Genomic DNA, 19063 nt, shown 5'->3' on the forward strand with positions numbered 1-19063 from the left:
AATTCATACCTGTCGCAATCAACTCATTGAGATTTACGAAATTCCTCAGTGAACGGGTAGGATCAGCCATCACCCTGGCTCACGGCTTTCCGATGCTGCACCCGACCCTGCCGCTGAACGCGCTGCGCGCTTTCGAAGCCGCCGCCCGCCACCAGAACTTCACCCGTGCCGCGCTCGAGCTGTGCGTCAGCCAGGCCGCGCTGAGCCACCAGATCCGGGGGCTGGAGGACCGGCTCGGCATCCGCCTGTTCCATCGCCTGCCGCGCGGCGTGGCGCTGACCGACGAGGGCGCGGCGCTGTATCCGGTACTCAACGAATCGTTCGAGCGCATCTCGGCCAGCATCGCGCGCTACACCGGCGGGCCGGCCCGCGAAGTACTGACGCTGGGCGTGGTCGGCACCTTCGCCACCGGTTGGCTGCTGCCACGGCTGGCGGCGTTCGAGGCCGCGCACCCGGACATCGAGCTGCGCCTGCAGACCCACAACAACCGCATCGACCTGGCCGGCGAAGGGCTGGACCTGGCGATCCGCTTCGGCGATGGCGACTGGCAGGGCCAGGCCTGCACGGCGATCCTCGATGCGCCGTTCACACCGCTGTGCGCCCCGGCATTGGCGCGGCGACTGAAGCAACCGCGCGACCTCGCCACACTGCCGTTGTTGCGTTCCTACCGCAGCGACGAATGGCCGCGCTGGCTGCAGGCAGCCGGGGTCAGCGGCGTGGAAGCCCGCGGGCCGGTGTTTGATTCGTCGCTGACGGTGGCGATGGCTGCCGCCGGGGGTGCCGGCGTGGCCTTGCTGCCCTTGCGCATGTTCGAGCAGGAACTGGCCGAAGGCCGCCTGCTGCAGCCCTTCGGCACCACCCTGGAGCTGGGCCGTTACTGGCTGACGCGGCTGCGCTCGCGCGCCGAGCGCGAGCCGGCCAAGCGCTTCCGCGAGTGGCTGCAGGCGCAGGGCACATAACAAAAAGGGGACGGAGGGGATTAAGTCGTATGTGCACATACGACTTAATCCCCTCCGTCCCCTTTTCGCGGAGTCAGGACTCCAGCAGCTCCATCCAGGCGGCTTCGGCCTTTTCCAGCTGCGCGGCGGCGGTTTCGCGGTCGCGGCCGATCACTGCCATGCGGGTGGCGTCGGCGTAGTTGGCCGGGTCGGCCAGCTGGCGGTCCAGCTCGGCCACCGCGCCTTCCAGCTCGGCCACCTTGGCCTCGGCGGCAGCCAGCTTGTGCGGGTTCACCGGCTTCTTCTGCACCACCTGCGCCACCGGGGCGGTCTTGACCACCACCGGCTCTTCCACCTGTTCCATGCGCGCCTTGGTGCCCTGCGCCTGCGGACGGGTGCGCAGCCATGCGGCGTACGCATCCAGGTCGCCGTCGAACGGCTCGACCACGCCATCGGCCACGCGCCAGTAGGTATCGCAGACCAGGCCGATCAGATGGCGGTCATGCGAGACCATCACGATCGCGCCTTCGAAGGTGGCCAGTGCTTCGGCCAGCGCTTCGCGCATTTCCAGGTCAAGGTGGTTGGTCGGTTCGTCCAGCAGCAGCACATTCGGCTGCTGCCAGGCGATCAGCGCCAGCGCCAGGCGCGCGCGCTCGCCGCCGGAGAAACCATCGACCGGCTCGAACGCGCGGTCGCCCGGGAAGTTCCACTTGCCAAGGAAATCGCGGAACGACTGGTTCGGTGCGTCCGGCGCGATCTCGCGGAAATGCTCCATCGGCGACTGGCCTTCGTGCAGCGACTCCACCGTGTGCTGGGCGAAGTAGCCGATCTTCAGGTCCGGGTGCGCCATGCGCTCGCCGACGATCGGCGCCAGCTCGCCCACCAGGGTCTTCACCAGGGTGGTCTTACCGGCACCGTTGGGGCCGAGCAGGCCGATGCGCTGGCCCGCTTCCAGGCCGAAGCCGACGTTGTGCAGGATCACCGCGTCCTTGCCGTAGCCGGCCTCGACGTGGTTCAGGCGGATCAGCGAGAACGGCAGCTTGGCCGGCGGCGCGAACTCGATGCGGAACTCGCGCTCGGCACGCACCGCTTCGGTGCCGGCCAGCTTGGCCAGGCGCTTCATGCGGCTCTGCGCCTGCGCCGCCTTGCTGGCCTGCGCCTTGAAGCGGTCGATGAAGCTCTGCAGGTGGGCGCGCTCGGCCTGCTCCTTCTCGTGCGCGATCTGCTGCTGGCGCAGCTGTTCGGCACGCTGGCGCTCGAAGTCGGTGTAGCCGCCCGGGTAGAGCTTGGCGCCGCCACCATGCAGGTGCAGGGTGTGGGTGGCCACGTTGTCGAGGAACTCGCGATCATGCGAGATCAGCAGCAGGGTGCCCGGATACTTCAGCAGCCACTGTTCCAGCCAGTACACCGCGTCCAGATCCAGGTGGTTGGTCGGTTCGTCCAGCAGCAGCAGGTCGCTGGGCATCATCAGCGCGCGCGCCAGGTTCAGGCGCACGCGCCAGCCGCCGGAGAACGAGGACACCGCGCGGTGGTGGGTCTCTGCCGGGAAACCGAGGCCGTGCAGCAACTTGCCGGCGCGCGCTTCGGCGTCGTAGGCATTGAGCTCGGCCATCTTGGTGTGCGCCTCGGCCACCGCTTCCCAGTCTTCGCGGGCGGTCGCGTCGGCCTCGGCGGCCAGCACCGCGGCCACCTCGATGTCACCGCCGAGCACGAAGCTCAGCGCCGGGTCGGGCAGCGACGGGGTTTCCTGGGCAACGCTGGCGATGCGCACCTTACCGGGCAGGTCGACATCGCCCTTGTCCGCCTCCAGCTCGCCCTTCACCGCCGCGAACAGGCTGGACTTGCCAGCACCGTTGCGGCCGACCACACCCACCCGGTAACCGGCATGCAGGGTCAGGTCGACATTGGACAACAGCAGCCGCTCGCCGCGGCGCAAGGCGAAATTACGAAGCGAAATCATGGGGGAAGGCGTCCATATAACCGAATGGAATGTGCTGGTGAGCACTGTTCCTGCGACGCAATTCTAGCGTTAACGAATACTTGACGCGCCCCGGGATGCGCGGCGGCTGGCGTTCCTCTCTCCCGCGTCCTCGCCGCGCGCCTCCCGGGCCCCCTCCCCACGAGTGCCGATCCGGGCTAAATGGTTGCTGCTGCAACGTTTTTCCCGATGACCGGCATTTGACAGCCACTGAATATCCCGTTAATTCCTGCTTTGCGCACCGCAACAACCGCCGTCCGCCTCACCCCCGTGATGTCGATTCCGGTGCCGCCCCCCGCCAACCGGAGCCCCATCCCGATGACCCGCAAGACCAGCCTGATCGCCGCCGCCGTCGCTGTCGCACTCGGTGGCTCTCCGTTCGTCGCCGCTGCCCAGCAGACCGGCACCGCCGCCAACACCCTGGACACGGTTATCGTCACCGGCACCCGCGTGGCCGACCGCACGGTCGCCGAATCGCAGTCGCCGATCGACATCATCACCCCCGAAGCCCTGCAGTCCACCGGCACCAGCGAACTGGCCACCGCGCTGTCGCGCGCGCTGCCCTCGCTGAACTTCCCGCGCCCGGCCCTGACCGACGGCACCAGCGGCGTGCGCCCGGCGCAGCTGCGCGGCCTGTCGCCGGACCAGGTGCTGGTGCTGGTCAACGGCAAGCGCCGCCATACCTCGGCGATGATCAACGTCAACGGCAGCATCGGCCGTGGTTCGTCGGCAGTGGACATCAACGCGATCCCGATCGCCGCCATCGAGCGCGTGGAAGTGCTGCGCGACGGTGCGTCGGCGCAGTACGGCTCGGACGCCATCGCCGGCGTCATCAACATCGTGCTCAAAGGCAGCGGCAGTGGCGGCAGCCTGGCGGTGGACTACGGCCAGTACTCGGCCGGTGACGGCAACAAGTACCAGCTTTCCGGCGATACCGGCGTCGAGTTCGGCAACGGCCGTGGCCGCGTGCACGTGGCCGGCCAGATCAGCCAGCAGGACGAGAGCAACCGTGCCGGCCCGTACCGCGGCACCACCCCGAACACCGGCAACTACCCGAGCATCGGCCAGAAGACCTTCATCGTCGGCGACCCGCGCGTGGATGCCACCGCTGCCTCGGTCAATGCCAGCTTCGACTTCAGCGACCGCGTGACCGGCTACGCCAGCGCGCTGCTCAGCAACCGCGACATCACCTCGTTCGCGTTCTACCGCTCGCGCAACCACAACGGGCAGACCGCGCTGCTGGCGCAGACCTACCCGGACGGCTTCGTGCCGGAGATCAACCAGTACTCCAAGGACCGCTCGCTGGTGGCCGGGGTCAAGGGCAACACCGACAACGGCTGGACCTGGGACCTGAGCCTGAACCACGGCGAGAACACCCTCGACTTCCACACCCGCAACAGCATCAACTACAGCCTCGGCGCAACCAGCCCGCGCTCGTTCTACGACGGCACGCTGAAGTACCAGCAGGACATCTTCAACGCCGATCTGACCAAGTCGCTGGACTGGGGCCTGGCCTACCCGGTCACGCTGTCCTTCGGTGGTGAATACCGCAAGGAGAAGTGGGACCAGAAGCCGGGCGAGCTGAACTCGTACACCGGCAGTGGCGCGCAGGGCTTCGGTGGCTTCACCCCCACCAATGAAGTGCATGCCGACCGCCACAACTACGCGGTCTATGCGGGTCTGGAAGCGGACCTGACCGAGAAGTTCTCGGCCGGCATCACCGGCCGCTACGAGGATTACTCGGACTTCGGCGACCGCTTCTCCGGCAAGCTGTCGGCGCGCTACGCGTTCACCGACAAGGTCGCGCTGCGGGCCACTGCCTCCAGCGGCTTCCGTGCTCCGTCGCTGGCGCAGCAGGGCTACCAGGCGGTCACCAGCCAGTTCACCAACGGCGTGTTCGTCGAGCGCGGTACCTTCCCGACCACCAGCCAGGCCGCACAGGCACTGGGCGCCTCGCCGCTGAAGGCCGAGACCTCCACCTCCTACAGCCTGGGCCTGGTGCTGCAGCCGGTCGACCGCCTGTACATCACCGTTGATGCGTATCAGATCGACATCGACGACCGCATCGCGCTGTCATCGAGCATCACCACCAATGCCGCCAGCAGCGCGCTGCTGACCACGCTCGGCCTGCCGCAGGTGACCGCGTTCTCGTACTTCACCAACGGCCTGGATACGCGCACCCGTGGCGTCGACTTCGTGTCCAGCTACACGGTGCCGTTCAGTGCCAGCAGCCTGGAACTGACCGCCGCGTACAGCTACAACGACACTGAAGTGCGCCGCGTCGGCGGCACCCCGGCGGTATTCGGCACGCTGGGCCTGAACCAGTCGCTGATCGGCCGCGATGAGATCGGCCGCATCGAGGACAGCTACCCGCGCGACAAGGCGATCCTGAGCGGCACCTGGCGTTCGGACCACTGGGAACTGGGCCTGGCCGCCACCCGCTACGGCAAGTTCACCGTGCGCAACTCGGCCACCGCGCTGCGCGACCAGACCTACGGTGACAAGTGGGTGCTGGATGCCTCGGCCAGCTACAAGCCGAGCAGCAACTGGACGCTGACCGTCGGTGCCGACAACCTGCTGAACGAGTACCCGGACCGCACCGAAGACCTGCAGAACTCCACCTTCGGCATGCTGCCGTACAGCAACTACTCGCCGTTCGGCTTCAACGGCGCGTACGTCTACGGGCGGATCAAGTACACCTGGTAAGTGGTAGCGCCGGCCGCTGGCCGGCAATCCCCTGGTGGGGTCAGATCCCTTTTCCTTCGGGACAAGGGATCTGACCCCATTCGCATTTAAGGTTTGCCGTATCTGGCCTCATCGGTGAAAATCGGGATACCCCCGATTGCCTGCGAGTGCCGATGCACCATGACACCGACCTGATCAACATCGTTGCCGTTGGCCTCGGGCTCGCCTTCATCTTCGGCGCGCTGGCCAACAAGCTCCGCTTGTCTCCCCTGGTCGGTTACCTGGTTGCTGGCATCTGCGTAGGTCCGTTCACTCCCGGCTTCGTCGCCGACCAGGCGCTGGCCAACCAGCTGGCCGAGCTGGGCGTGATGCTGCTGATGTTCGGCGTCGGCCTGCACTTCTCGCTGAAGGACCTGATGGCGGTCAAGGCCATCGCCATCCCCGGTGCCATCGGCCAGATCGCCGTGGCCACCCTGCTCGGCTGGGGCGTGGCCTCGCTGATGGGCTGGCCCGCCATCCATGGCGTCATCTTCGGTTTCTCGCTGGCCACCGCCAGTACCGTGGTACTGCTGCGGGCGATGGAGGAACGCCGCCTGCTGGAGACCATGCGCGGCAAGATCGCGGTCGGCTGGCTGATCGTGGAAGACCTGGCCTGTGTGCTGGCGCTGGTGATGATGCCGGTGATGGCCGGTGTGTTCGGCCCCGACGCGGCCAAGGAATCGCACTCGCTGGGCAGCGTGCTGGCCGACATCGGCTGGACCTTCGTGCAGCTGGGCCTGTTCGTGGCGGTGATGCTGGTGGTCGGGCGCCGGGTCATTCCGTGGATCCTCGAACGTATCGCCGGTACCGGTTCGCGCGAACTGTTCACCCTGTCGGTGCTGGCGATCGCGCTGGGCGTGGCGTTCGGCTCGGCGATGCTGTTCGGCGTCTCGTTCGCGCTGGGCGCGTTCTTCGCCGGCATGCTGCTCAACGAATCGGAGCTGAGCCACAAGGCCGCGCATGATTCGCTGCCGCTGCGCGATGCGTTCGCGGTGCTGTTCTTCGTCTCGGTCGGCATGCTGTTCGACCCCAACATCCTCATCCAGCACCCGTGGCAGGTGCTGGCCACCGTGCTGATCATCATGTTCGGCAAGTCGGCCGCCGCCTTCTTCATCGTGCGTGCATTCGGCCACCCGACCAGCACCGCACTGACCATCTCGGCCAGCCTGGCGCAGATCGGCGAATTCGCCTTCATCATCGCCGGCCTCGGCGTGGCACTGCAGATCCTGCCGAAGGAAGGCCAGTCGCTGGTGCTGGCCGGTGCGCTGGTGTCGATCATGCTCAACCCGCTGGTGTTCGGCCTGCTGGACCGTTGGCAGGCCAAGCAGGAACAGCAGCCGCAGCCGGCCGAGCCGGAAGAAGCCATCGGCCCGTCGCGTGACCTGAACGCGCACGCCATCGTGATCGGCTACGGCCGGGTCGGCAGCGAGCTGGCGCAGGTGCTGCGGGATCGCGGCGTACCGGTGCTGGTGATCGATGACAACAAGGACCACGTGGAGCGAGCGCATGCCAATGGCATCGCGGCGATCCGTGGCAGCGCCGCCGCCGACCGGGTACTGGCCGAGGCCCATCCCGAGCGCGCGAAGATCGCAGTGCTGGCGATTCCGCAGCCGCTGGAAGCCGGCGAGGCGCTGGCCAAGCTGCGTGCGATCAACCCGGAGCTGACCCTGCTGGCGCGTGCGCACAGCGATGCCGAAGTGAAGCATCTGCTGGAGCACGGCGCCGATGGCACGGTGATGGCCGAGCGCGAGCTGGCGTATTCGCTGGCGGAGATGATCATGTCCACGCCGCCGTACCGGAATCTGGGGCAGCACAGCATTCCGGTGGTGTGAGGGGTGTGCGTGCGGCAGGGCTTGCAGCCCTGCACCTGCCGAGACAACTTCAACTGCAACGGCAACGGCAACGGCAACAGCAAAAGCTGGCATTCCGTGGGATGGCGGGGCGGGTCCGGTTGCAGGGGACGCCGTGAATCCGTCCATGGAGGCTCGGTCGCGCCATCCATGGCGCTCACGCCCCTGCAACCGGACCTACCCCGCCTTCGACAATTTCCTGCGATCTGCAGTAGATCCACGCCATGCGTGGATGCTGTTCGATGAAATGTCGGAATGTTCGATTCCGATGGAGATACATCCACGCATGGCGTGGATCTACCGGGTTGGATGCCGGCCAACGGTGCATGGGAAACAAAAAATCCCCGGTCGACCCGCATCGACCGGGGATCTGGATCGCCACGTTGCCACTGCCTTGGAGAGGCAGTTCCACCGTAGCGCATCGCGTTGCCAGTGGTGATCGCCTGTGGCGATATGCACCAAGCGTGCGGCTATCAGGCGCCGGCCAGGGCCTGCTCCAGGTCGGCGCGCAGGTCGCCGATGTGTTCGATGCCGATCGACAGCCGCACGGTGTCCTCGCTGACACCGGCCTTTGCCAGCTCCGCTGCATCCAGCTGGCGATGGGTGGTCGAGGCCGGATGGGTGGCCAGTGACTTCGCATCGCCCAGGTTGACCAGGCGGGTGAACAGCTTCAGTGCATCGAGGAAGCGCGCGCCGGCCTCGCGCCCACCGGGCAGGCCGAAGGTCAACACGCCCGAGCCGTGCCCACCCAGGTAGCGCTGCGCGGCGGCATGCTCCGGGTCGTCGGCCAGTCCGGCGTAGCGCACCCAGGCCACCTTGGCATGCGCCTTCAGGAACTGCGCGACGGCCAGCGCATTGGCATTGATGCGTTCCATGCGCAGGGCCAGGGTCTCGATGCCCTGCAGGATCAGGAAAGCATTGAACGGCGACAGCGCCGCACCGGTATTGCGCAGTGGCACCACGCGCGCGCGGCCGATGTAGGCCGCCGGCCCCAGTGCTTCGGTATAGACCACGCCGTGGTAGCTCGGATCAGGCTGGTTGAGGCGGGCGAAGCGCGTGGGTTGTGCGGCCCAGTCGAAGCGGCCCGAATCGATGATGGCACCGCCCAGGCTGTTGCCGTGGCCGCCCAGGTACTTGGTCAGCGAATGCACCACGATGTCGGCGCCGTGCTCGAACGGACGCAGCAGGAACGGGGTGGCCACCGTGTTGTCGACGATCAGTGGCACGCCAGCGGCATGCGCGACCTCGGCGATGGCCGCGATGTCGGTGACGTTGCCGCGCGGGTTGCCGATCGATTCGACGAACACCGCCTTGGTGCGGTCGTCGATCAGCGCGGCGAACGCAGACGGATCGGCGGGGTCGGCGAAGCGCGCCTGGATGCCGTACTGCGGCAGCGTGTGCGCCAGCAGGTTGAGGCTGCCGCCATACAGCGCGCTGGAGGCGACGATGTTGTCGCCGGCCTCGGCGATGGTCTGGATGGCATAGGTGATCGCGGCCTGTCCCGAGGCCAGCGCCAGCGCGCCGATGCCGCCTTCCAGCGCGGCAAGGCGCTGCTCCAGCACGTCGGTAGTGGGGTTCATGATGCGGGTGTAGATGTTGCCCGGCACCTTCAGGTCGAACAGGTCGGCACCGTGCTGGGTGTCATCGAACGCATACGCTACGGTCTGGTAGATCGGCACCGCCACCGCGCGTGTGGTCGGGTCGGGACGGTAGCCGCCGTGCACGGCCAGGGTTTCCAGTTGCCACTGCGGGTCGCTCATTGCACCAGGCTCCATCCGGGGAAACCGCCACCATAGGCCAGCCGGGGCCGGCCGCTGAAAGCCGCTGGCGATGACGTCCGTACCCGCGGTTATCAGGTTGGCCGCGATTCAGGCAGCCGTCATGGGCCGTTGCTAGGCTTCGCCGCCGGGCGCTCCTGCCCGGGCACGGAGGCCCCACGCATGCAGCCATCCCCCTGGACTCCCCCTGCCAGCAGTTCGCCCACGTCGGTCCTGCTGGTGGAGGACGACCGTCGCCTGGCCGAACTGGTAAGCGACTACCTGCACGAACATGGCTTCGCCGTGCAGCACGTGCCCCGTGGTGACCTTGCCGGTGCGGCCTGCCGCCAGCATGCCCCGGAACTGGTGGTGCTGGACCTGATGCTGCCCGGCCTCGGGGGCATCGATGTGTGCCGGCAGATCCGCAGCTTCTCCGATGTGCCGATCCTGATGCTGACCGCTTGCGAGGACGACATCGAACAGGTGCTGGGCCTGGAATCGGGTGCCGATGACTATGTGCACAAGCCGATCGAACCACGCCTGCTGCTGGCCCGCCTGCGCGCCCTGCTGCGCCGCCGCCATGGCAGCAGCAACACCGGCACGCCCAGCCGGCTGATGCATGGGCAACTGCTGATCGATCGCATGCAGCGTGAAGTGCATCTGCACGGTGCGGCGGTGGATGTGGGCACCACCGAGTTCGAGATCCTGTGGCTGCTGGCCAGCCAGCCCGGGCAGATCCTGTCGCGTGACCAGATCCTGCAGGCGGTGCGCGGCATCGGCTTCGACGGCCTGGACCGCAGCGTTGACGTCTGCATCGGCAAGCTGCGCCGCAAGCTCGGCGACGATGCGCGCGAACCCCGGCGGATCAAGACCGTGTGGGGGCGCGGCTACCAGTTCAATCCTGCGGCCTGGTCGGAATGAAGCGGCTGTTCCTGTGGCTGTGGTTCGTCACCGGCGCCTGCTTCCTGGCCTCGGTGTTCTTCCTCAACCACATCCTGGATGGCATCTACACGCCCGTGCAGGATCGCGTGTTCGTGGAGCAGGTACGCGGGCAGGTGTACGCCCTGCGCAGGGACCTTGCGGGCCTGGACGCCGGCCAGCAGCGTGAGCGCCTGCAGCAGTTGCAACCACACTACGGCATCACCCTGACCCTGCTCGACAATCCTCCCGCGCTCGACCGGCAGGAACAGGCGGCCGTGCAGGCCGATGGCTTCATCGTGCGCGATCAGTACCAGCAGGTGCTGCTGCCCATCGAGGGCATCGGCGGCCGCTGGCTGCACCTGCGCCTGCCCGGCGCGGTGCAGATGACGATGTACATGACCATCGCGGCCTACCTCAGCATCCTGCTGCTGGTCGGCGCCAGCCTGTATGCCTGGGTACGCCTGCTCTGGCGCGATCTGGAAGCCCTGCGCCGGCACGCCGATCGCATCGGTGCCGGCGATCTGCAGGCGCGCGCGCAGGTTTCGCCACGCTCGCAGATACGCGTCATCGTCGACCATTCCAACCGCATGGCCGCACGTGTGGCCGAGCTGGTGCAGCGCCAGCGCGACCTCACCCACGCCATTTCGCACGAACTGCGCACGCCCATCGCGCGCGTGGCCTTCGGCCTGGACCTGATGCAGGACAGTGATGATCGCGAACGCCGCGCGCGCCTGGCACAAGGCCTGCACGGCGACCTGGCCGAGCTCAACCGGCTGGTCAGCGAACTGCTGGCCTACGAACGGTTGGAGCATTCCAGCGAAGGCGAACCAATGCAGCGAATTGAAGCCAACGACTGGCTGCAGGCCTGCCTGGCCGATGCCCGCCGCGATGCCGAACGTGCCGGCCTGGTGTTGCGCGTGCAGCCCAGCGCCCTGCCGCGCGTGGATGCCGAGCCACGCCTGCTGCAGCTGGCGCTGAGCAACCTGGTCGGCAATGCGCTGCGCCACGCGCGCTCGCAGGTGGAAGTGTCGCTGGTGGGTGTGGGCGGACGCGCCTGCCTGCGCGTGGACGATGACGGCCCGGGCATCGCCGAGGCCGACCACGAAAAGGTGATGCGCCCGTTCACCCGCCTGGATGGCAGCCGCAGCCGCGACACCGGCGGCTTCGGCCTGGGCTTGGCCATCGTCGGCCGCATTGCAGCCCGCCACGGCGGCGAGCTGCGCATCAGTCGCGCCACGCTGGGCGGCGCACGCCTGGAAATGCACTGGCCGCTGGCTGCCAGCTGAACGCGCTGGGCCGCGATTACAGTTGATTACAACTCCCGCACAACTGCGGACGGATCGGTCGCCGGCGTATCGCCACGCTGGCGACCCTGCAGCACTCGCCGGATGCGCGCGCTGCTTTCCTCCCATTGCCGAGAGTTTCCATGTCCCAGCTTCGCCGTTCCCCCACCCTGCTCTGCCTGGCCCTGCTGCCGCTGTTTGCCACGCCGATCGCCCACGCCAAGGATGACCACTGGACCTTCGAGCTCGCCGCCGGTGGTGGCGTGACCCCGCGTTACAGCGGCAGCGAGGAGTATCGTGCGACGCCGTCGCTGTCCTTCGATGTCACCTCGCCGGGGGGCTGGTTTCTGGGCACCAGTGGCATCGGCTGGGGCACCGCCCTCGGCGAGCACACCCGCGTGCGCGCCTACGTCGGCGCCAGCGGCATCCGCAAGGACAAGGACTCGCTGCTCGGCGGTTCGGACTTCCTGCGCGGCATGGGCGATATCGATACCCGTCCCCTGGTCGGTGTCTCGGCTGGTTATACGCTGGGCGAAGCCGTGCTGAGCGGCTCCTGGCAGTTCACCCGCAAGGACGAGGACAAGGCCGAGAACGGCCTGGCCACCCAGCAGATCCACCTGAACCTGACCCTGCCGCTGTTCGACCTAGCCGGAGGCGTGGTCAGCGGAAGCGTGTCCACCGACTACGGCAACCGTGGCTACATGCAGACCTGGTACGGCGTCAGCCCGGAACAGGCCAAACGCACGGGCTTCGCCGAGCACAAACCGAAGGCCGGCCTGGTCAGCGCCGGTGTCGGCCTGAAGTGGAGCCACCGCGCGGGCCGCAACGGCAACTGGTACATCTCGGCCGAAGGCACGCGCCTGCTCGGCGATGCGGCCAACAGCCCGATCGTGCAGAAACCCAACCAGTTCGGGCTGATGAGCGGGTACACACACCGCTTCTGAGGACGCGCCGGGCCGGGCCCGGCGTTACTCACAGGAAACGGGGCGCTGCGGTCAGGCAGCGCCCCGATGGACTCACGCCTTGGCGAACACCAGATGGCCACCGTCGTTGCCGACTTCGATGGTGTCGCCGTTGACGAAGGCGCCGGACAGGATCTTCTGCGCCAACGGGTTTTCCAGCTGCGCCTGGATCGCGCGCTTCAACGGGCGCGCGCCATACACCGGATCGAAGCCAACGTTGCCAAGCAGGTCGAACGCTGCGTCGGACACCATCAGCTTCAAGCCACGCTCGGCCAGGCGCTTTTCCAGGCCACGCATCTGGATGCGCGCGATCTGCTTGATCTGCTGCTTGTCCAATGGGTGGAACACCACGATGTCGTCCAGGCGGTTGATGAACTCCGGGCGGAAGTGCGCCTGCACCACGCCCATCACCGCCGCCTTCATCTGCGTGTAGGCCTCCGGACTGTCGTCGGCGCTCATGTCCTGGATCTGGTGCGAACCCAGGTTCGAGGTCATCACGATGACGGTGTTGCGGAAGTCCACGGTACGGCCCTGGCCATCGGTCAGGCGGCCGTCGTCCAGCACCTGCAGCAGGATGTTGAACACATCCGGATGCGCCTTCTCCACTTCGTCCAGCAGGATCAGCGAATACGGACGGCGACGCACCGCTTCGGTCAGGTAACCGCCTTCCTCGTAGCCGACGTAGCCCGGGGGGGCACCGATCAGGCGGGCGACGCTGTGCTTCTCCATGAACTCGCTCATGTCGATGCGGATCATCGCGTCGGCACTGTCGAACAGGAACTCGGCCAGCGACTTGCACAGTTCGGTCTTGCCGACGCCGGTCGGGCCGAGGAACAGGAACGAACCGGCCGGGCGATTCGGATCGGACAGGCCAGCGCGCGAACGGCGCACGGCATCGGAGACGACCCTGATCGCTTCTTCCTGGCCGACCACGCGGTTGTGCAGCACCTCTTCCATGCGCAGCAGCTTGTCGCGCTCGCCTTCGAGCATCTTGTTGACCGGAATGCCGGTCCAGCGCGAGACGACCTCGGCGATTTCCTCGTCGGTGACCCGGTCCTGCACCAGCTTGAAGTCCTTGTGTTCGGCCTCCTGCGCAGCGGCCAGCTGCTTTTCCAGCTGCGGCAGCAGGCCGTACTGGATCTCGCTCATCTTGGCGAAATCCTGGCGGCGCTGCGCCGATTCCAGCTCCAGCTTGGCCTGCTCGACCTGCTCCTTGATCTTCGTTGCACCCTGCAGCGCGGCCTTCTCCGACTTCCAGATTTCATTGAGGTCGGAGAACTCGCGCTCCAGCGCATCGATGTCGTTCTCCAGGTCAGCCAGGCGCTGCCGCGAGGCCTCGTCCTTCTCCTTCTTCAGCATCTCGCGCTGGATCTTCAGCTGGATCACCCGGCGTTCCAGGCGGTCCAGCTCCTCCGGCTTGGAGTCGATCTCCATGCGCAGGCGCGAGGCGGCCTCGTCCATCAGGTCGATGGCCTTGTCCGGCAGCTGGCGGTCGGTGATGTAGCGGTTGGACAGCGTCGCAGCGGCAACGATGGCCGGGTCGGTGATCTCCACCCCGTGGTGCACCGCATACTTTTCCTTCAGCCCGCGCAGGATGGCGATGGTGTCCTCCACCGACGGCTCACCCACGAACACCTTCTGGAAACGGCGCTCCAGCGCAGCGTCCTTTTCGATGTACTTGCGGTACTCATCCAGCGTAGTGGCGCCCACGCAGTGCAGTTCGCCACGTGCCAGCGCCGGCTTGAGCATGTTGCCGGCATCCATCGCACCGTCGGCCTTGCCGGCGCCGACCATGGTGTGCAGCTCATCGATGAACAGGATGATCTGCCCTTCGCTCTTGGCGAGGTCGTTGAGCACGCCCTTCAGGCGTTCCTCGAATTCGCCACGGAACTTGGCGCCGGCGATCAGCGCGCCCATGTCCAGCGACAGCACGCGCTTGCCGCGCAGGCCCTCGGGCACTTCGTCGTTGATGATGCGCTGGGCCAGGCCTTCCACGATCGCGGTCTTGCCAACGCCAGGTTCGCCGATCAGCACCGGGTTGTTCTTGGTCCGGCGCTGCAGCACCTGGATGGTGCGGCGGATTTCCTCGTCACGGCCGATCACCGGATCGAGCTTGCCGCTCTCGGCACGCGCGGTCAGGTCGATGGTGTACTTCTCCAGCGCCTGCCGCTGTTCCTCGGCATTCTCCGACTGCACGTTCTCGCCGCCACGCAGCTTGTCGATCGCGGCCTGCAGGCGGGTCTTGTCGGCACCGGCGGCGCGCAACGCCATGCCCAGCGTGCCGCCGTCGTCCAGCGCCGCCAGCACGAACCACTCGCTGGCGATAAAGGCATCGCCATTCTGCTGGGCGAGCTTGTCGGTCTGGTTCAGCAGGCGCCCCAGGTCATTGCCCATCGAGACGTTGCCGGCCTGCCCGGACACCTTGGGCAGTGCGTCCAGCGCCTCGGTCAGGCGCTCGCGCAGCACCGGCACGTTCACCCCGGCCTGGGCCAGCAGCGGGCGCGTGCTGCCGCCCTGCTGGTCCAGCAGTGCGCTGAACAGGTGAACCGGTTCGATGATGCTGTTGTCGCGGCCCACGGCCAGCGACTGTGCGTCTGCCAGCGCCTGCTGGAAACGCGAGGTGAGCTTGTCCATCCGCATTGCGAATCCTCATCGGTCATCAGGGCCGGCCCGCGCCGGCGATGCTGGAAAGATGCGGTTGCCCCACCCCGTTTCAAGGGTGGCTGCGACTGCACCCCGAGGCCAGTCAGCCTGTGGCCAGCATGCCGGAACGGGTGTGGTCGGCGCGTTGATCCCGATCAGTTCCGTGCGGTGGACGGGCTCAGCGCGTGATCGCGCTGCGGATCGCCCGCAGCTGCTGCTTGACCGCCCGCGCCTGCGCCGGGTCCATGCGCAGCAGGGCCTTCTGCCCGATCGAGCGTGACTGCAGGGTGGGATCGACGAATCGATAGCGGCCGCGTTCATCGCGCTGCACCAGTGGCGCCTGGGCCAGTTCCGGGGTCTCCAGCAGGTGGTCGATCACCGTGACCAGGCGGTCGTTGAAATAGCCCTCGGGCCGCCCAAGGTCGACATAGGCCTGCTGGATCAGCGGATAGAAGCGTTTGTAAGCGGTAGCCGTTGCCGCCGGGTCCAGCGCAGTGAACGCCTGCACGTAGGGCGCATAGCGCGCCGCATTGCTGGCGGCGATGCGTTCGCCACCCTCGCCCGGCTCGACCTGCAGGTTGCCCGGCAGCGGGCGCGCGGCCAACGCGGTCGGCGGCACGCTGGGCTTGTCCAGGTTGTCGACCTGGGTGACCAGGCGCTGGATCAGATGATCACGCAGCAGCAGGGTCAGCGGCCCCTCGCCCTGGAACAGCTGGCTCAATGCGCCCCAGGCCGCGGCATCGCTGTCAGCCAGCTTCGGCAGTGCCGGATCCGCCGCGGCCTCGGTATCCAGCGGATGCCTGATTGATGGTGGTGCCGGCGCGGGCTCTGCAGCTGCCGTCGGTTGTGGCGGTGTGCCGGTACTGGCGGGGGTCGATTGCACCGGCACCGAAACACCGTCTGCCAGGCTCTTCAGCTGATCGCGGAACAACCAACCACCCGCGCCACCGATCACCACCACGCCCAGCACCCAGGGCCAAACCGCCTTTCCACTCTGCATGATGCAGCACCTCGTTTCACACGCATGGAGAAGGTGTGACCCCATCGATTGCAGCCGGTTCCCCGCCTGTTCCGCTGCCGTTCGGGTTCAGGCCTGCACCAGAACCGCGCTCACGCCTGCTTTGCACTGCCCGCGCGAGGCTATAAGTTCTGTCCTGTGGAGACGCTGCCATGCAGTACGCGCTGTATTACTGGACCGGCATCCAGGGTCGTGGCGAGTTCGTGCGCCTGGCGCTGGAAGATGCCGGCGCCGACTACATCGACATGGCACGGGTGCACGGCGATGCGGTGATGCAGCCATTCCTGGATGGCAGCAGCGAGGGCCCGCAGCCCTTCGCGCCGCCGTTCCTCAAAGCGGGCCGCCAGGTCATCGCACAGGTCGCGGCCATCCTGGATTTCCTCGGCCCGTCGCTGGACCTGGTGCCGCAGGCCGCCTCACGCCGGCTGCAGGCGCTGCAACTGCAGCTGACCATCGCCGACCTGGTGGCCGAGGTGCACGACACCCACCATCCGATCGCCGCGTCGAAGTACTACGAAGAGCAGAAGACCGAAGCCAAGGCACGCGCCGCGTCCCTGCGCAGCGAACGACTGCCGAAGTTCCTGGGCTACTTCGAACACGTGCTGGCCGCCAACGGTGGACGCCATGCACTGCGCGAGCATTCGTATGTGGATCTGTCGCTGTTCCAGCTGCTGAGCGGGCTGGACTACATGTTCCCGCGCCGCATGCAGGCGCTCGGCCCCACCCTGCCCCGGCTGCGCGCGCTGCAGGAGCGGGTGGCGAAACGACCCAACATTGCCGCCTATCTGGCCTCGGCGCGGCGGTTGCCGTTCAACACCAACGGCATCTTCCGCCACTACCCCGAGCTGGATGCGGAGCGGTAGTGCCGGCCGCTGGCCGGCAACTGCACACTGCGTCCGAGGTCCATGAGCATGCCGGCCAGCGACCGGCACTACCGTGGGGTCAGCGGCTCTCACCCAGCGGCTTCACCGCCTGCTTCTGCAGTGACAGCAGGCCCAGCAGCAGCGCCAATGCCACGTAGGCACCGGCGAACTGCCAGCTGATGATGCGTGCCAGCCCGTCCAGGTCCCACGGCAGGTAGATGCCACCACGCGGATCCACCGAATGGATCAGGCCGAACAGGGTCAGACCTGCGGCCACCAGCAGGAAGCCGCAGGCACGGCGCAGGCGGCCATCGACCATCGCGGCTACCGCCGAGATCCACAGCATCGACGTGATGATGAAGCCGTTGCCGAGGGTGAAGATCACCGCCAGCTCAGGCAATCCGTGGCCATCCAGTTTGGTCAGCAGTTGCGGCAGCTGGTCCGGCGCGATCCAGCCCGGCGCCTTGATCGCCAGCAGGTACGCCACCGACGAGCAGGAAACCGAACACCATCGCGCCGGTGTGGTGGCGCAGCAGTGGCCTGGAAGGCCTGGGTGGTGATGTCGATGGCCACGTACACGATGATCGGTGCCAGCACCGCCAACGGCAGCCACTGCACCAGCCCGGAGATGATGCCGAGCATGCCGCCGATGCCGACGAACAGGCCGGTCAGCAGCGTGTAGCCGCTGCGGGCGCCCATGTGCTTGTACGCCGGCTGGCCGATGTACGGTGTGGTCTGCGCCACGCCGCCGCAGACACCGGCCACCAGCGTGGCCACCGCTTCCACCAGCAGGATGTCGCGGGTGCGGTAGTCATCGCCGGCCGCGCGCGCGCTTTCGGACACGTTGATGCCACCGACCACCATCAGCAGGCCGAACGGCAGCAGCAGCGGCAGGTAGGTCATCGCGGTGGGCAGGCCGTCGAGGAAGCCCAGCGTCGGCAGCGGCAGCACCACCTGCGGCGGCACCCACGCCGGCACATGGAAGCCCGGTGCGCCCAAGCCGGCCAGGCCGAGGCCGTAATACAGCACGGTGCCGAACACGAAGGCCAGCAGCACGCCCGGGCCACGCACCGGCAGCTTGCCCTTGGCGATCAGCACGTACAGCAGCAGGCCCAGCGTGGTGAAGCCGACCAGCGGCGAGCGCAGCGTTTCCAGCAGCGGCAGCAGGCCCATCAGCACCAGCGCGATGCCGGCGATGGAACCCAGCAGTGCGGCACGCGGCAGCGCGCGGGTGACCGCTTCGCCGAAGAACGACAGCACGAACTTGAGCACGCCCATGATCACCAGCGCAGCCATGCCCAGCTGCCAGGTAGCGATGCCCGCGGCATGCGGATCCATGCCCTGCTGCTTGAACGCGAGGAAGGCCGGGCCGAGCACCAGCAGGGCCATGCCGATGCTGGTGGGTGCATCCAGGCCCAGCGGCATGGCGGTGACATCGTCGCGGCCGGTACGCGCGGCCAGCCGGCGCGCCATCAGGGTGTACAGCAGGTTGCCGACCAGCACGCCAAAGGCGGTGCCGGGGAACATGCGGCCGAACACCACGTCGGCGGGGAACTGGAAGATCCCGACCAGGGCCATGGCGATGAAGCCGAGGATGGAGAGGTTGTCGACGACCAGGCCGAAGAAGCCGTTGAAGTCGCCAGCGACGAACCAGCGACGCGGTGCGGCGGAAGCGGGAGCGGACATGGAAGGGGCGGTGGGGGTGGGGACCGCCGATGGTAGGCCCAGCGGGGCCAGCGCGCCAATTCCGTCGTGGAATGATGGGTTCCAGCCAACGGCGGGGCCCCTCGTGGCTGGGTTGGTCGCGGACAGCGATTTCTGGGTTGGGCCGGTCGGGATGGGCTGCGCAGGACACGCCGTAAACCCGTTCCTGGGGGCTCGATGGCGCCATCCATGGCGCCAACGGTCCTGCGCAGCCCATCCCGACCGGCCCCTGACAGTTTCCTGCGCGTGCCAGCCACGGAAGAGAATCAAAAGATCAAAAAGCAAAAGCGGGTCGCTTCGCGCTGAGCCGAGCATGGCTCGGCCCTACAGAAGATCATTTCGATCGTTCTTCCGTTATCCACATATGGCGTGGATCCAACGTGTCGACCAAGGTCGACACCCACCAGTGCAATATGCCGTTC

11 protein-coding genes and 1 pseudogene are annotated in these 19063 nt (G+C 67.2%); 7 read left to right on the forward strand and 5 right to left on the reverse strand.

Annotated features, from left to right (window positions below):
- Positions 1 to 92: 92 nt before the first annotated feature.
- Positions 93 to 959: a LysR family transcriptional regulator AmpR gene (gene ampR / locus ACXI0D_RS03895; protein WP_119006699.1), complete on the forward strand. Its 867-nt coding sequence runs from the start codon at positions 93 to 95 to the stop codon at positions 957 to 959.
- A gap of 73 nt (positions 960 to 1032) precedes the next feature.
- On the opposite strand, the gene ACXI0D_RS03900 is transcribed toward ampR, so the two are convergent.
- Entirely contained in the window at positions 1033 to 2898 is a 1866-nt protein-coding gene (locus ACXI0D_RS03900) for an ABC-F family ATP-binding cassette domain-containing protein (protein ID WP_075676456.1), read from the reverse strand.
- 336 nt (positions 2899 to 3234) lie between these two features.
- On the opposite strand from ACXI0D_RS03900, the gene ACXI0D_RS03905 reads away from it, so the two are divergent.
- Positions 3235 to 5622: a TonB-dependent receptor plug domain-containing protein gene (locus ACXI0D_RS03905; RefSeq protein ID WP_479642335.1), complete on the forward strand. Its 2388-nt coding sequence runs from the start codon at positions 3235 to 3237 to the stop codon at positions 5620 to 5622.
- 152 nt (positions 5623 to 5774) lie between these two features.
- Entirely contained in the window at positions 5775 to 7472 is a 1698-nt protein-coding gene (gene ybaL / locus ACXI0D_RS03910) for a YbaL family putative K(+) efflux transporter (protein ID WP_049443065.1), read from the forward strand.
- Between the two features lie 491 nt (positions 7473 to 7963).
- Here the strand turns inward: ybaL and ACXI0D_RS03915 are convergent, their stop codons facing one another.
- Positions 7964 to 9250 carry an O-acetylhomoserine aminocarboxypropyltransferase/cysteine synthase family protein gene (locus ACXI0D_RS03915; RefSeq protein WP_479642336.1) on the reverse strand — a complete coding sequence of 429 codons (1287 nt, stop codon included), beginning with the start codon at positions 9248 to 9250 and terminating at the stop codon, positions 7964 to 7966.
- Between the two features lie 180 nt (positions 9251 to 9430).
- Here ACXI0D_RS03915 and ACXI0D_RS03920 point away from each other — a divergent pair, with 180 nt between their 5' ends.
- The 3 genes from ACXI0D_RS03920 (at position 9431) to ACXI0D_RS03930 (ending at position 12395) form a co-directional block, all read left to right on the forward strand.
- Positions 9431 to 10168 carry a winged helix-turn-helix domain-containing protein gene (locus ACXI0D_RS03920; RefSeq protein ID WP_075676450.1) on the forward strand — a complete coding sequence of 246 codons (738 nt, stop codon included), beginning with the start codon at positions 9431 to 9433 and terminating at the stop codon, positions 10166 to 10168.
- A complete protein-coding gene (locus ACXI0D_RS03925) occupies positions 10165 to 11454 on the forward strand; it encodes an ATP-binding protein (protein ID WP_479642337.1) in 1290 nt (429 codons plus the stop codon). The genes ACXI0D_RS03920 and ACXI0D_RS03925 overlap by 4 nt, the downstream gene beginning before the upstream one ends.
- 140 nt (positions 11455 to 11594) lie before the next feature.
- Positions 11595 to 12395: a MipA/OmpV family protein gene (locus ACXI0D_RS03930; protein WP_014038243.1), complete on the forward strand. Its 801-nt coding sequence runs from the start codon at positions 11595 to 11597 to the stop codon at positions 12393 to 12395.
- 72 nt (positions 12396 to 12467) lie between these two features.
- Here ACXI0D_RS03930 and clpB read toward each other — a convergent pair whose 3' ends face one another.
- Both clpB and ACXI0D_RS03940 read right to left on the reverse strand, forming a co-directional pair.
- Positions 12468 to 15053, reverse strand: coding sequence for an ATP-dependent chaperone ClpB (clpB, locus tag ACXI0D_RS03935; RefSeq protein ID WP_101765967.1), 2586 nt, complete (start codon positions 15051 to 15053; stop codon positions 12468 to 12470).
- A 181-nt stretch (positions 15054 to 15234) separates the two neighbouring features.
- Positions 15235 to 16056 (reverse strand): DUF3014 domain-containing protein, encoded by an 822-nt coding sequence (locus ACXI0D_RS03940; protein WP_479642338.1) that lies wholly within the window; start codon positions 16054 to 16056, stop codon positions 15235 to 15237.
- A 170-nt stretch (positions 16057 to 16226) separates the two neighbouring features.
- Here ACXI0D_RS03940 and ACXI0D_RS03945 point away from each other — a divergent pair, with 170 nt between their 5' ends.
- Positions 16227 to 16937, forward strand: a complete 711-nt coding sequence (locus ACXI0D_RS03945; RefSeq protein ID WP_101765969.1) for a glutathione S-transferase — start codon at positions 16227 to 16229, stop codon at positions 16935 to 16937.
- A gap of 79 nt (positions 16938 to 17016) precedes the next feature.
- Here ACXI0D_RS03945 and ACXI0D_RS03950 read toward each other — a convergent pair.
- Positions 17017 to 18623: pseudogene (locus tag ACXI0D_RS03950) on the reverse strand (SulP family inorganic anion transporter).
- Between the last annotated feature and the right edge of the window lie 440 nt (positions 18624 to 19063).

The organism is Stenotrophomonas sp. C9D9, from assembly GCF_056491205.1.